The 12,253-nt window shown below is 66.4% G+C and carries 12 protein-coding genes; 6 read left to right on the plus strand and 6 right to left on the minus strand.

Translation table 11 applies throughout. The features are described from left to right. Positions 1 to 157 precede the first annotated feature (157 nt). Positions 158 to 1,222, minus strand: a complete 1,065-nt coding sequence (carA, locus tag DV707_RS04140; RefSeq protein WP_103990477.1) for a glutamine-hydrolyzing carbamoyl-phosphate synthase small subunit — start codon at positions 1,220 to 1,222, stop codon at positions 158 to 160. Between the two features lie 97 nt (positions 1,223 to 1,319). Here carA and DV707_RS04145 point away from each other — a divergent pair, with 97 nt between their 5' ends. After that, positions 1,320 to 1,742 carry an Lrp/AsnC family transcriptional regulator gene (locus tag DV707_RS04145; protein WP_103990476.1) on the plus strand — a complete coding sequence of 141 codons (423 nt, stop codon included), beginning with the start codon at positions 1,320 to 1,322 and terminating at the stop codon, positions 1,740 to 1,742. Positions 1,743 to 1,824: 82 nt separating this feature from the next. Further along, on the plus strand, positions 1,825 to 2,028 hold the full coding sequence (locus DV707_RS04150; protein ID WP_103990475.1) for a 30S ribosomal protein S17e: 204 nt from the start codon (positions 1,825 to 1,827) through the stop codon (positions 2,026 to 2,028). A gap of 74 nt (positions 2,029 to 2,102) precedes the next feature. Here DV707_RS04150 and DV707_RS04155 read toward each other — a convergent pair whose 3' ends face one another. Next, the gene (locus tag DV707_RS04155) at positions 2,103 to 2,444 is read right to left on the minus strand and encodes a hypothetical protein (RefSeq protein ID WP_235010725.1); all 342 of its coding nucleotides are present in this window, start codon (positions 2,442 to 2,444) and stop codon (positions 2,103 to 2,105) included. A gap of 6 nt (positions 2,445 to 2,450) precedes the next feature. Beyond that, the gene (locus tag DV707_RS04160; protein ID WP_103990474.1) at positions 2,451 to 3,995 is read right to left on the minus strand and encodes an acyl-CoA carboxylase subunit beta; all 1,545 of its coding nucleotides are present in this window, start codon (positions 3,993 to 3,995) and stop codon (positions 2,451 to 2,453) included. 179 nt (positions 3,996 to 4,174) lie between these two features. Between DV707_RS04160 and DV707_RS04165 the strand changes: the two genes are divergently transcribed. Further along, complete coding sequence (locus tag DV707_RS04165; protein WP_103990473.1) at positions 4,175 to 4,372, plus strand: HVO_0649 family zinc finger protein; 198 nt, start codon at positions 4,175 to 4,177, stop codon at positions 4,370 to 4,372. Positions 4,373 to 4,429: 57 nt separating this feature from the next. Here DV707_RS04165 and DV707_RS04170 read toward each other — a convergent pair whose 3' ends face one another. Then, positions 4,430 to 5,863, minus strand: coding sequence for a sodium-dependent transporter (locus DV707_RS04170; RefSeq protein WP_103990472.1), 1,434 nt, complete (start codon positions 5,861 to 5,863; stop codon positions 4,430 to 4,432). Between the two features lie 258 nt (positions 5,864 to 6,121). Here DV707_RS04170 and DV707_RS04175 point away from each other — a divergent pair, with 258 nt between their 5' ends. From DV707_RS04175 to DV707_RS04185, 3 genes are all read left to right on the plus strand, one after another. Next, positions 6,122 to 6,775: a potassium channel family protein gene (locus DV707_RS04175; RefSeq protein WP_103990471.1), complete on the plus strand. Its 654-nt coding sequence runs from the start codon at positions 6,122 to 6,124 to the stop codon at positions 6,773 to 6,775. Positions 6,776 to 7,118: 343 nt separating this feature from the next. Then, positions 7,119 to 8,486, plus strand: a complete 1,368-nt coding sequence (locus DV707_RS04180; protein WP_170216809.1) for a glycine cleavage T C-terminal barrel domain-containing protein — start codon at positions 7,119 to 7,121, stop codon at positions 8,484 to 8,486. A 200-nt stretch (positions 8,487 to 8,686) separates the two neighbouring features. Continuing rightward, a complete protein-coding gene (locus DV707_RS04185; protein ID WP_103990470.1) occupies positions 8,687 to 9,352 on the plus strand; it encodes a helix-turn-helix domain-containing protein in 666 nt (221 codons plus the stop codon). Positions 9,353 to 9,445: 93 nt separating this feature from the next. Here DV707_RS04185 and DV707_RS04190 read toward each other — a convergent pair whose 3' ends face one another. Beyond that, positions 9,446 to 10,819, minus strand: coding sequence for a sodium-dependent transporter (locus DV707_RS04190; protein WP_103990469.1), 1,374 nt, complete (start codon positions 10,817 to 10,819; stop codon positions 9,446 to 9,448). Positions 10,820 to 11,137: 318 nt separating this feature from the next. Further along, entirely contained in the window at positions 11,138 to 12,094 is a 957-nt protein-coding gene (locus DV707_RS04195) for an NADPH:quinone reductase (protein WP_103990468.1), read from the minus strand. Positions 12,095 to 12,253 lie beyond the last annotated feature (159 nt).

Below are 12,253 nucleotides of genomic sequence, written 5' to 3' on the forward strand. Positions count from 1 at the left end.
AAAGGCGGAGAGCGGCGTCGGACCCGCTCGAACGCGACGTATCGGTGTCAGAACTGCGGTCGCAACGCGACGGGTTCATACTGATTACTCTCACTTTTCACCGCCGAGCGCCACCCCGCCGACAGCGCTCGGCGGTGAGAGACGAGAGCAATCAGTGTCAGTCGTCGGCGACGACGTGGTGGCTCTCGCTCGTCATCGCGAGGACGTCGTCGAAGAAGCCGAGCGAGTCGTGCGGGCCGGGGTGTGCCTCGGGGTGGTACTGGCGGGTGATGACGTCGAGTTCGTCGTTCGCGAGGCCCTCGGCGGTGCCGTCGTTGACGTTGACCTGCTTGACGTCGAGTTCGTCGCCGGGTTCGCCGACGGTGTAGCCGTGGTTCTGCGTGGTCATCACGACCTTCCCCGAGTCGAGGTCGCGGACGGGCTGGTTGACCCCGCGGTGGCCGAAGTCCATCTTCTCGGTGGTGCCGCCGAGAGCGCGCGCGACGACCTGCTGGCCGAGACAGATGCCCGCGATGGGCACCTCGCCGACGTACTCCTCGACGAGTTCCTGTGCGGCCTCGAAGTTCGCCGGGTCGCCCGGGCCGTTCGAGATGAAGAGCAGATCGGGATCGACCGCGGCGAGTTCTTCGGGGGTCGTGTCGTAGGGAAGCACGTGGACCGTCGCGTCGCGCTCGACGAGCGACTCGACGATCGACATCTTCGCGCCGCAGTCGACGAGCGCGACGTCCGCGCCGCCGTCGCCGTAGGTGGTGTGTTCGACGGTCGTGACGCGCTTGCCGATGTCGACGTGCTCGCTCATCCCCTTGCACTCTTCGAGTTCGGCCTTCGCGTCCTCGGGGGTGACGTCCTCGCCGACCGCGATGCCGCACTTCATCGCCCCCTCCTCGCGAATGGAGGTGACGAGGTCGCGGGTGTCGATGTGATCGATCGCGGGGACGTTTTCCTCTTCTAACCACTCGACGACGTCCTCGGTGAACTCGTGGGCGATCGCCGCACGCGGGTGGACGCGGTCGGACTCGAACCGCTCCTCTCGGACGCCGTAGTTGCCGATGAGCGGGTAGGAGAACGTGAGGACCTGCTCCTCGTAGGAGGGGTCCGTCAGGCTCTCCTCGTAGCCGGTGTAGGCGGTCGTGAACACTAACTCGCCGCGGGTCCGTCCCGAAGCGCGACCGCGAGCCTCGATCACGCGGCCGTCCTCCAGGGCCAGATAGGCGTCCGACATTACGAGAAACGCACGTGATCCGGGGGCATAAGTGTTGCTTTCGTAGCTCAGTTACGATTTTCGTAATCGGTAAGCCCACGGAGGTCGTTGGGCCGCTATGGACGACCTCGACCGGCAGATCCTCGACATCCTGCGGCGAGACGCTCGGACCCCGTACACGGAGATCGCCTCGCAGGTGGGGACCTCCGAAGGGACGGTCAGGAACCGCGTCGAGCGGTTGACCGAGGAGGGGGTCATCGAGCGGTTCACCGTCTCCACGCGGACCGGGAACATCAAGGCGATGATCGAGGTGTCGGTGAAAGTCGACGTCGACACCACAGAGATCACAGAACAGATGACCGAGTGGGACCAGGTCGACTTCGTCTGGCAGGTCTCCGGCGAGGAGGACGTCGTCCTCGTCGTCGACGCCGCCGACACGCGCGCGGTGAACCAGCTCATCACCCGCGCGCGCGAGCTCGACGAGGTCAAGAACACGAAGACGCGACTGATCCTCGACGAGCGACTCGGTCGGTCGCCGTAGACCGAGGCCGACGAGCGGGCGCGACGCGCTCGCGCCGGTCCGGAACGAATCGTTTTAGTGCGCGCTGACGGAAGAGACGGGTATGGCGATCAAACCCAAGTACGTCAAACAGCTGGGGAAGCTGCTCTTAGAGAAGTATCCGGACGCGTTCAACACGGACTTCGAGACGAACAAAGAGAGCGTCTCGACGCTCACGAACGTCGAATCGAAGGGCGTCCGAAACCGGATCGCGGGTTACATCACGCGCAAGAAGAGCGGCGGCAACCAGTCCTCCTCCTCGGCGTAAATTCTCCTCGGAGCCGTCGACGTCGCGACAGTTCGGACCCGCGTTCGGCAGCGTCGACTGTGGCGAATCGAATATTAAAACCGGTCCGCACGCGCCGCGGCCGTCCACTTCTCGCGCGGTGCGCCGTCGGGGACGCGCCGGACGCGACGGCCGCTCGACGCGGCCACGCGGCCCGCGAACGTCCACTTCTCGCCGTTCCACGTCGGTACCGACCGGGCCGTCGCGGCCGCCGCAGCCGCCGCCGCGCGCTCGCCGTCGGCGACGTGGGCCGCGACCGCGGCGGCGATGGCCGCGGCCTCCTCGTCGGTGGCGTCGTCGGGGATCGACAGCCGGTCGGTGACGCGGTCGGATTCGGAGACGCCGTCGGATCGATCGGATTGAGTGACGCCGCCGTCGGGATCGGTTTCGGCTCCCATCGTCGATCAGATCGGGAGGTTCCCGTGTTTCTTCTCGGGCAGTGACTCGCGCTTCGAGCGGAGCATCTCCAGATCGGAGACGAGCCGCGAGCGGGTCTCCGGCGGCTCGATGACGGCGTCGACGAAGCCGCGATCCGCCGCCGTGTAGGGGTTCGCGAACTCCTCGCGGTACTCCTCGATCAGTTCGTCGCGTCGCTCCTCGGGGTCCTCGGCGGCGGCGAGTTCGTCGCTGTAGAGGATGTTGACCGCGCCCTGCGGGCCCATCACCGCGATCTCGGCGGTCGGCCACGCGTAGTTGACGTCCGCTCCGAGGTGCTTCGAGGCCATCACGTCGTAGGCGCCGCCGTAGGCCTTCCGGGTGATGACCGTCAGAAGCGGGACGGTCGCCTCCGAGTAGGCGTACAGCAGTTTCGCGCCGTGGCGGATGATCCCTTCGTGCTCCTGGTCGGTGCCGGGGAGGAAGCCGGGGACGTCGACGAAGGTGACGATGGGCACGTTGAACGAGTCGCAGATGCGGACGAAGCGGGCGGCCTTCTCGGAGGCTTCGATGTCGAGCGTGCCGGCGTTGACGCGGGGCTGGTTGGCGACGACGCCGACGGAGTGGCCGTCCAGTCGGGCGAAGCCGACGAGGACGTTCTTCGCGAAGCCCTCGTGGACCTCGAAAAAGGAGCCCTCGTCGAGGACGCCCGCGAACACGTCGTGCATATCGTAGGGCTTTCGGGGCTCGTCAGGTACGACGGAGTTCAGCGACTCGTCGGCGCGTTCGGGGTCGTCCCACGGTTCGACGCGGGGCGGGTCCTCGACGTTGTTCGGCGGGAGATACGAGAGCAGCCGTCGGATGTCGTCGAGCGCCTCTTCTTCACTCTCGCAGGCGAACTGGGCGACCCCCGAGGTGGCGGCGTGGGTGACCGCGCCGCCGAGTTCCTCGAAGCTCACCTCCTCTCCGGTCACGGTCTTGATCACGTCGGGGCCGGTGATGAACATGTGGCTCGTGTCCTTCACCATGAACGTGAAGTCGGTGAGAGCCGGCGAGTAGACCGCGCCGCCGGCGCAGGGGCCCATGATCGCCGAGATCTGCGGGACGACGCCCGACGCCTCCGTGTTCCGACGGAAGATCTCGCCGAAGCCGGCGAGCGACTGGACGCCCTCCTGGATCCGCGCGCCGGCGGAGTCGTTGAGGCCGACGACCGGCGCGCCCACCTCGACGGCTCTGTCCATCACCTTCGTGATCTTCTCGGCGAGCACCTCGCCGAGCGAGCCCCCGAAGACGGTGAAGTCGTGGGCGAAGACGAACGTCTTCCGTCCGTCCACCTCGCCGTAGCCGGTCACGACGCCGTCGCCGGGGAGCTGTTTCTCCTCCATCCCGAAGTTGTGGTTCCGGTGGGTCCGGAGCTGGTCGATCTCTCTGAAAGTCCCCTCGTCGAGGAAGTAGTCGATGCGCTCGCGGGCGGTCATCTTCCCCTTCTCGTGCTGGGCGTCGATGCGTTCCTGGCCGCCGCCCTTCAGCGCGCGCTCGCGCTTCTCGCGCAGCTCCTCGATTCGGTCCTCCATCGTCACGTCGGACCACCTCCGATCATCGTCCCGTACGTACCGACGGGAGGCAAAAGGGTTTCCGCAATCCAATAAAGATAGGTTCGTCGATCGTCGATAGTTGGCGCGTAGGGGGTGCGATACATAAACAATCAATAATTATATTTATTGCCTAGCGTCGTGTGGTAGTCAGTAGCACAATGGCGAGCACGAACCGGTCCCCGTTCGAGCGGCTTCGGAACCAGTACAACGAGGTCGACCTGGTCTGTCCGAAGTGCGGCTACGACGACGCCGACGGCGAGTGGCAGGCGGTGACCACCGGAGGGGTGGTGCAGTACCGACACATCTGTCCGAGCTGTGGGTCGATCCGTCGGCGGACGATTTCGCTCGGGCCGTGAGCTGATCGTTTTTTCGAGCGCAGTCAGAAACGGGCGACCGCTCGGACTAGCGACCGCTCAGACCAGCGACCGCTCGGTCCGGAGTCCGACGAACGCGACGGCGCCGGCGAGGACGGCGACGAGCACCGTCGGCCAGAAGCCGAGACTGGCGTCGACGCCGAACGTCGTCAGCAGCGTGAAAAGCAGGAAGATCGGGAGCGCAACGCCGGCCGCCAGGAGCCACGGCGTCGCCAGCGCGGCGGAGAAGCCGCCGGCCCCGGAGCGGAACTCCGCGACGGCGTCGCGACCCATCACCCATCCGACGAAGACGAGCACCGCGGTCAGTCCGGCGGTCAAGAGCGTATCCACGAGCGGGCCCGCGACGAATCCGAACACGGCAGTCCCGGCGACGGTCGGGTTGATCGCACAGACACCGCCGGTCACCACGACGGCGGTCGTGACGAGCGCCACCGCGCGCTGCCGGGAGAGGCCGTACTCGTCGACGAGGAACGAGACCGGAATTTCGAGCATACTGATCGAGGAGGACAGGGCCGCGAGGACGACGACGCCGAAGAACGCCGTCGCGACGAGCGCGCCCGCGGGCAACTGCGAGAACGCGCCGGCGAGGCCGACGAACAGCGCGCCCGGTCCCGGTGCGGTCTGGGAGGGATCGACGCCGAGCGAGAACAGGAGGGGAAAGACGACGAGGCCGGCGAGCACGCCCACGAGCGTGTTCAGCACCGCGATGACCGTCCCGTCGAACGGCAGCGAGCGGTCCTCGTCGATGTAGGAGGCGTAGGTGATCATCGTCCCCGCGCCGAGCGAGAGGGTAAAGAGCGCCTGCCCGGCCGCGGGGGCGAGCACGTCGAAGAAGTTCGCACGGACGGTCGCGAGGTCGAAGCGGAGGTAGAACGCGTACGCCTCGGCCGCGCCCGGTCGCGTGCCGGCCCAGACCGCGAGGCCGACGAGCAGCGCGAGCACCGCCGGCATCATCACCTTCGTTCCCAGTTCGATCCCGCGGCGGACGCCCGCGTAGACGACGAGCGCCGTCAGCCCGAGAAACAGCAGGTGAAAGCCGAGCGCGTCGAGGCCGGCGGCGGCCCCGCCGAAGTACTCGCCCGGCGCGGTGAAGTACGCGGGCCGAGCGCCCGCGAGACCCAGCGCGCTCTCGCCGAAGTACCGGAGGATCCACCCGCCGACGACGCTGTAAAACGAGATCAGCGCGATGGCCGTGACGACGTAGAAGACGCCCCAGAGCCCCCACGCGCGCGACCCCGAGAGGTCTCGAAGCGCGCCCACCGGGCTCTTCTTTCCGCGTCGGCCGACGACGAACTCCCCGAGCAGGCCGGGGACGCCGACCAGCAGGACGATACCGAGGTAGACTAATAGAAAAGCGCTCCCGCCGTTGTCCGCCGTCACCCACGGGAAGCGCCAGATGTTCCCGAGGCCGACCGCCGAGCCCGCGGCGGCGAGGATGAACCCCGCGCGCGTCGCCCACGTCTCTCGTGTCATTGGTTCTCAGTCCACCGCTCGCGAGTAAGTGGCTTTCGGACCGCATCTCTCTCAAATGGCCGATACAACGGACGTTCGTGAGGGATTCGGGGATCGTCGGGCCACGCACGCGGACCGGCGCTGGACCCGTGGAAGCAGCGGTTCTCACGAAGCGTGGGCAGGCGTCGCTGCTCCCGTACCGTCCCGCAGCGGTCGCCCTCTTGAAACCCACCAGTGGGCCGGGGTGACGCTTATTTGATGCTACTATAATGAACGTATATGACTGACACAGAGCACGTCGTGATCGCGGGGAGCGGACGCGTCGGACACAGAGTCGCAGAACACTTCGCCGACCGCGGTCGGTCGGTCACCGTTATCGATCCCGATCCGACCGGCGGATTCGAGAGCGACGACGTCGAAGTCGTCCGGGGCGACGCGACGAAGCCCTCGGTGCTCGAAGACGCCATCACCGAGCGGACGGGCGTCGTCGGCGCGCTCACCGATAAGGAGGACACGAACCTCGTCGTCTGTATGGCCGCGAAGCGGTACGCCACGGGGCTTCGAACCGTCGCTCGGATCGAGGACCGCGCCGGCGACGAGTACGACGAGTACGTCGACGAGGTGTACTTCCCCGAGCGCGCCAGCATCCGTGCGGCGGTCAACGCGCTCACCGGGAGCGACGTCCGAACGATCGAGGAGGTCACCGGCGAACTCGAAGTGCTGGACGTCCGGATCGACTACGACGCGCCCGCGGCGGGTGAGGTGGTCGCCGACGCGCTGCCCGAGGGCTCCGTGGTCATCGCCGAGTCCGGCGGCCACGTCGCCGTCCAGCACTCGACCAAACTGGTCGAGGGGCGGCGGTACCTCATCGCGGCCGACCGCGACGTCGTCGGCGACGTCATCGAGCAGTGCCGGGGAGAGCGCCCCTCGTGAATCGCCCCGCGATCAAGCCCCGGGAACTCCCCTCGACCGCCTGTAAACGGATGAGCTGTCGTCTCACCAGGGGACTGTAACGCGCAGACGGAGGCGGGACTACGCGAGATCTTTCCCGCCCGGTTATAAGGAGGTTATACGCTTAAGCTACAGAGCAATGCAGGTACGGGTCCTCCGTTCACCCGTATGCCACAGAGAACCCGTCCCGACAGTCGAGGCAGAGCGACCGAAACGAAATTCTACCTCCCCGCGGGGGACCGCATATCGGTCGTCGCCGATCGGTTCGAGCGTGTCTGGTCGTCGCTGTTCAACCACCACGTTGGACCGCGGAGATAGATCGCTGATGTCGGGAGACAACCCCCACCCGAACCACCCCAGCGTCGACCAATCGGACCGCACCGTTCCCAGGAATCTGCGTCAAACGGGCGACGCAGACGTCGACCTCGTGATCTCGACCCGGGCCAGGAAGTCCCCGTTCTGGCACCTCTCCGTCGAGGAAGGCTGTCACGAGGCGACGGTGTACAACCATATGTACCACCCTCGGGCGTACATCGATCCCGAAGACGGCGGTTCGGAAGCCGAGTACGAACTGCTGGTCAACCACGTGGCGCTGTGGGACGTCGCGGTCGAGCGCCAGATTCGCGTCGAGGGACCCGACGCCGAGGCGTTCGTCGACTACGTCATCACGCGGGACGCGACCGACATCGAGCCGATGCGCGGCAAGTACGCCATCTGCTGCAACTACGACGGCGGGATCCTCAACGACTTCGTCCTGTTACGGCCCGACGACGACGAGTTCTGGTTCTCCATCGCCGACTCGGACCTGCTGCAGTGGTTGCAAGGGGTCACGGTCGGAAACGACTTCGAGGTCGACATCGACGAGATCGACGTCTCGCCGATGCAGGTTCAGGGCCCGAAATCGCCCGACGTGATCGAGTCGCTCATCGATGCCGCGGTCGAAGACGTTCCGTACTACGGACTGCTGGAGGCGACTATCGACGACGTCCCGGTGTTGGTGAGCCAGACGGGCTTCTCCGGAGAGGCGGGGTTCGAGATATACGTCCGTGAGGCGACGGAGAACGCCGAAGCGGTGTGGAACCCGGTGCTCGAAACGGTCAAAGACCACGGCGGCGCCGCGGGGCCGGTAAACGGTCGTCGACGGATCGCCGCGGGAATCCTGTCGTTGGGACAGGACATGGACCACGAGACGTCGCCGTTCCAGGTCAACCTCGGGTATCAGGTCCCCGACGACAAGGACGCGGACTACGTCGGCAAGGCCGAACTGGAACGCCAGAAGGAGGCCATCGAAAACGGCGAGTTCCCGTTCACGCACAAACTGGTCGGTCTGAAGATGGCGGGCGACCCGGTCCTGGAGTGGGCCTCGGACTACTGGCTCATCTCGGACCCGGAGACGGGCGACGAATGCGGCTACCTGACGTCGGCGGGGTGGAACCCGGACCTCGAGGCCAACATCGGCCTCGGATTCGTGCCGGCGGAGAAACTGCAGGCCGCGACCGACGTTCCGCTCGACGACTCGATATACGACGCGGACGTCGACTTGGAGTTCGAGGTGCACCTCCCGGACGAGTACGCCGAGGTGCCCGGCGAACCCGTCTACGCCACGCTGGCGAAGGTCCCGTTCAAAGAGTCGGCCAACCCCAGCGCTCGCGAACAGGCCAAGATCCACGCCGGAGACGAGATGGAGGAGTAATCATTATGAGAGTCGTTCCTCCGAGGACGGGTCCGACGGACGACGGACATCCGGAAATTGCGACCGACCGACTCAGTTAAGCCACCTCGTAGCCACCGTGACAACACCGGTAGCAAGTACCGCAGTATGGATTTTCATCAAGCATCTAAAAGACTCCAATCGTACGGTTTCGCACGCTGACACTCCTCCCTCACAGAACAATGACCGATATCAAAGCGGTCGTCCGAGTTGAGCACCCGGACATCGTGCTCACAGAGACGGTCACTCACGACCCGAGTTCGAAAGTCAAGTCGGTGTCGGAAGCGGGGACTGACCCGACGTCGGGGAAGTTCTTCTATCACATCGAGTCGTCGGATTTCCCCCGGTTCGAGGACGGGTTACGGAAGGATCGTACCGTCGGCGAGTTCGAACGGGTCATCGAGACGAGAGACGAGAAGGCGATCTACAGCTTCGAGTACACCGACGAGGCGAAGATTCTCTCCCCGGTGATTTCGGCCGCGAACGGCGTCATCCTCGATATGGAGAACGACGGGAGCGCGTGGACCCTCACGGTGTGGATGCCCGACAGAACGGATCTGGTCCACCTCTGGGACTACGCCCGACGGAACGACGTCGACATCGACTTACTGCGCCTGAACGAATACGCCGGATTAGGGAACGCGGACGCCGGGTTGACCGATAGTCAGCGAGAAGCGCTGCTCGTCGCCTTCGAGTCGGGGTACTTCGAAGAACCGCGGGACGCGTCCCTCAGCGAGGTCGCCGGCGACCTGGACATCTCTCAACCGGCGGCCAGCGGTCTCCTTCGACGCGGGATCAGGCGGCTCATCGCCTCGTCGATGATCGACGACAGCGAGAACCCGGACTGACCGACGACAGCGAGAATCCGGACTGACCGATGGCCGCTCGGCGCAGCGGCGACGCTCTCGGCGAACGGATCGAGAAAAGCGATCGAGGCCCGCCTACAGCGGCGGAACGATCGCCGGGTTCTCCGCGAAGAACAGCGTCTGTACGCCGAGGGCGAGGGTGAGCACCACGCCGAGGACGACGACCGTCCGGACGAGCCACAGCCACGTCATACCGACGCCACCGCCCAGCGAGGAGCCGTTGAGGAGTTCGTCGACGGCGGGGCGGCCGAACACCCAGCCGATGAAGACGAGGACGCCGAGGACCGACACCGGGAGCAGGAGCTGGTAGGCGAGGGTGTCGAACCAGCCGAGCCAGGCGGTGTCCAGCGCCGAGGGGATCCCGAGCAGGAAGATGAGCCCGCCGAGCGCGGCGGCGATCTGCGGGCGGCGCGCGCCGTAGTTGTCGACGGCGTAGGAGACGACCACTTCGAGCAGGCTGATCGCCGACGACAGCGCCGCGATGAGGACGACGCCGAAGAAGACGACGCCGACGACGCGGCCGGCCGGGAGTTCCGCGAACGCCGTCGCGAGGCTGACGAACAGCGCGCCCGCGCCGCCGCTGCCGGGTTCGATCCCCTGCACGAACAGGAGCGGAATGACCACGAGCCCGGCGAGGATGCCGACCGCGCTGTTGAACACGACGACGGTGATGCTGTCGCCGAAGAGGCTCTGATCCTCGCCGACGTAGGAGGCGTAGGTGATCATCGCGCCCATCCCGAGCGACAGCGAGAAGAACGCCTGGCTCACGGCGAAGGGGATGATATCCGTGAGCGGGCCGCTAAAGGAGGGCAGCGGGTCGAAGGAGACGCTCAGGCTGAGTTGTGAGAGGTCCGGCGAGAGGAAGTAGCTGTACCCGGGACTCGCGCCGGGGAGGGTGAACACCCAGACGGCGAGGACTCCCAGGATGACGACGATGCTCGGAACCATCAGCTTCGTCGCCTTCTCGATCCCGTCTTCGACGCCGCCGGCGACGATGGCGACGACGAGGATCATAAACAGCGCGTGGAGCGCGAGGGCGTCGAGGCCGGCCGAGACCTGGCCGAAGTAGGCGGCCGGGTCGGCGAAGTACGCGCCGGTGACGCTGCCGCCCATATAGCGGAGGACCCACCCGCCGACGACGCTGTAGTACGACAGGATCCAGAAGCCGGTGCCGACGCCGAGGACGCCGACCCACTTCCAGTTGCGGAATCCCAGTTTCTCGAACGCGCCGATGGCGTTCAGGTTGCTCTTCCGTCCGACGACGAACTCCGCGAGCATCGCCGGCAGGCCGATTCCGATCGCGGCGACCAGGTAGACGACGAGGAACGTCGCCCCGCCGTACTCGGAGGTCTTGAAGGGGAACTGCCAGATGTTACCGAGCCCCACTGCCGAGCCGACGGCGGCGAGGATGAACCCCGCGCGCGTCGCCCACGTCTCTCGTTGACTCATACTACGTCGGCGTAGTCGCCGGGCGAGTGATAAGACACGCGATTATCGGCCGAATATCGCGAGAGAAATGTACACGACCGGCTCTGGAGTGACATTTTTGTTCATTCGTGAAGGGGGCAGGCAGATCGATCGTTCCGACGGCGATGCTCGTTGTCGGCCTCCAGTCGCTGGTCTTTCCGACGTGGCCGATCGGACCGGTTCTCACGCCGCGGGATCGGCTGCGCGACAGCGACCGGAGTCGCCGTCGTCTTCGGGCCCTTCCTCCTGGTTCCCATCGTGGCGTTGCTGTGGGCGGCGCGCTCTCGAATCCGAGGTTCCCTACGGCGTCACCACGAGCTTCCCGACGAAGCTGTCCTCCAGGACGGCGCGCTGGGCCTCGCCGATCTCTCCGAGGCCGTACGTCTCGTGGATCACGGGCGCGATCTCGTCGCGGACGGCGAGGTCCGCCAGTCGAGCGAGCACCGCACCGATGTCGTCGGCGTTGTACATCGACATGAACTGGTACCGGACCTCCTTGCCCTTCGTGACGCCGATGTCGGTGAATCCCCCGCTCGAAGTGTCGTTGCCGATGCCGATCACGCGCGCGCCGGCGTTCGCGACGTCCGCGTTGAACTGGAGGTACTGGTCCATATGCAGGTCGACGATCACGTCCGCGCCGCCGGCGTCGACGACGGCGTCCGCGAGGTCCTCGCGGGCGTAGTCGAAGACCGCGTCCGCTCCGAGCGACTCGAGTTCGTCGGCGTGATCGGGCGAGGCGGTCGCGTGGACGCGTGCGCCCATCGTCTCCGCGAGCTGGATCGCGACGTGGCCGACGCCGCCGCTGCCGCCGTGGACCAGCACCGTCTCGGCGGGTTCGGCGGCGGCGTGGTGGACGAGCCCCTGCCAGGCCGTCGTCCCGACGAGCGCGAGCGCCGCGGCGTCGTCGAAGGCGACCCCCTCGGGGAGGTGTGCGAGGAAGTCCGCGGGCGCGGCGACGCGCTCGGCGTACGATCCGGGCATCCCGTTGCCGAGTCCCGTGCCGAACACGCGGTCGCCGACCGCGAAGTGCTCGACCCCGTCACCGACGGCCGCGACGGTGCCGGCGACGTCCGATCCGCCGACGAACGGCAGGTGCGGGACGGGGTACTCGCCCTCGCGGAAGTACGTGTCCACCGGGTTCACCGCCGCGGCCTCGACGTCGACGAGTACCTGTCCGTGATCGGGGTCGGGGTCGTCGACCTCGTCGACCGTCAGTACCTCGGGGCCGCCGTGCTCGTGGAATCTGGCTGCGCGCATCGAGACGAGGTTCCGTGCGGAGGGTGATAAAAGACGCCGAAGCGAACGAGCCCTCGCGTCGGGTGCATTCGAATTCGAGTGAGTCCGCCGCTCACGGACGAACTCCGCCGAGTTGCGGAAACGATATCGACGGGCTTTATGCGGATACGTACCCCTCTC

It is taken from the genome of Halobellus limi (assembly GCF_004799685.1).
Lineage (GTDB): Archaea > Halobacteriota > Halobacteria > Halobacteriales > Haloferacaceae > Haloquadratum > Haloquadratum limi.

Bases quoted from the DNA above. Each gene is read 5' to 3' on its own strand.
- carA (WP_103990477.1), bottom strand. From the start codon at position 1,222: ATGTCGGACGCCTATCTGGCCCTGGAGGACGGCCGCGTGATCGAGGCT.
- DV707_RS04145 (WP_103990476.1), top strand. From the start codon at position 1,320: ATGGACGACCTCGACCGGCAGATCCTCGACATCCTGCGGCGAGACGCT.
- DV707_RS04150 (WP_103990475.1), top strand. From the start codon at position 1,825: ATGGCGATCAAACCCAAGTACGTCAAACAGCTGGGGAAGCTGCTCTTA.
- DV707_RS04155 (WP_235010725.1), bottom strand. From the start codon at position 2,444: ATGGGAGCCGAAACCGATCCCGACGGCGGCGTCACTCAATCCGATCGA.
- DV707_RS04160 (WP_103990474.1), bottom strand. From the start codon at position 3,995: ATGGAGGACCGAATCGAGGAGCTGCGCGAGAAGCGCGAGCGCGCGCTG.
- DV707_RS04165 (WP_103990473.1), top strand. From the start codon at position 4,175: ATGGCGAGCACGAACCGGTCCCCGTTCGAGCGGCTTCGGAACCAGTAC.
- DV707_RS04170 (WP_103990472.1), bottom strand. From the start codon at position 5,863: ATGACACGAGAGACGTGGGCGACGCGCGCGGGGTTCATCCTCGCCGCC.
- DV707_RS04175 (WP_103990471.1), top strand. From the start codon at position 6,122: ATGACTGACACAGAGCACGTCGTGATCGCGGGGAGCGGACGCGTCGGA.
- DV707_RS04180 (WP_170216809.1), top strand. From the start codon at position 7,119: ATGTCGGGAGACAACCCCCACCCGAACCACCCCAGCGTCGACCAATCG.
- DV707_RS04185 (WP_103990470.1), top strand. From the start codon at position 8,687: ATGACCGATATCAAAGCGGTCGTCCGAGTTGAGCACCCGGACATCGTG.
- DV707_RS04190 (WP_103990469.1), bottom strand. From the start codon at position 10,819: ATGAGTCAACGAGAGACGTGGGCGACGCGCGCGGGGTTCATCCTCGCC.
- DV707_RS04195 (WP_103990468.1), bottom strand. From the start codon at position 12,094: ATGCGCGCAGCCAGATTCCACGAGCACGGCGGCCCCGAGGTACTGACG.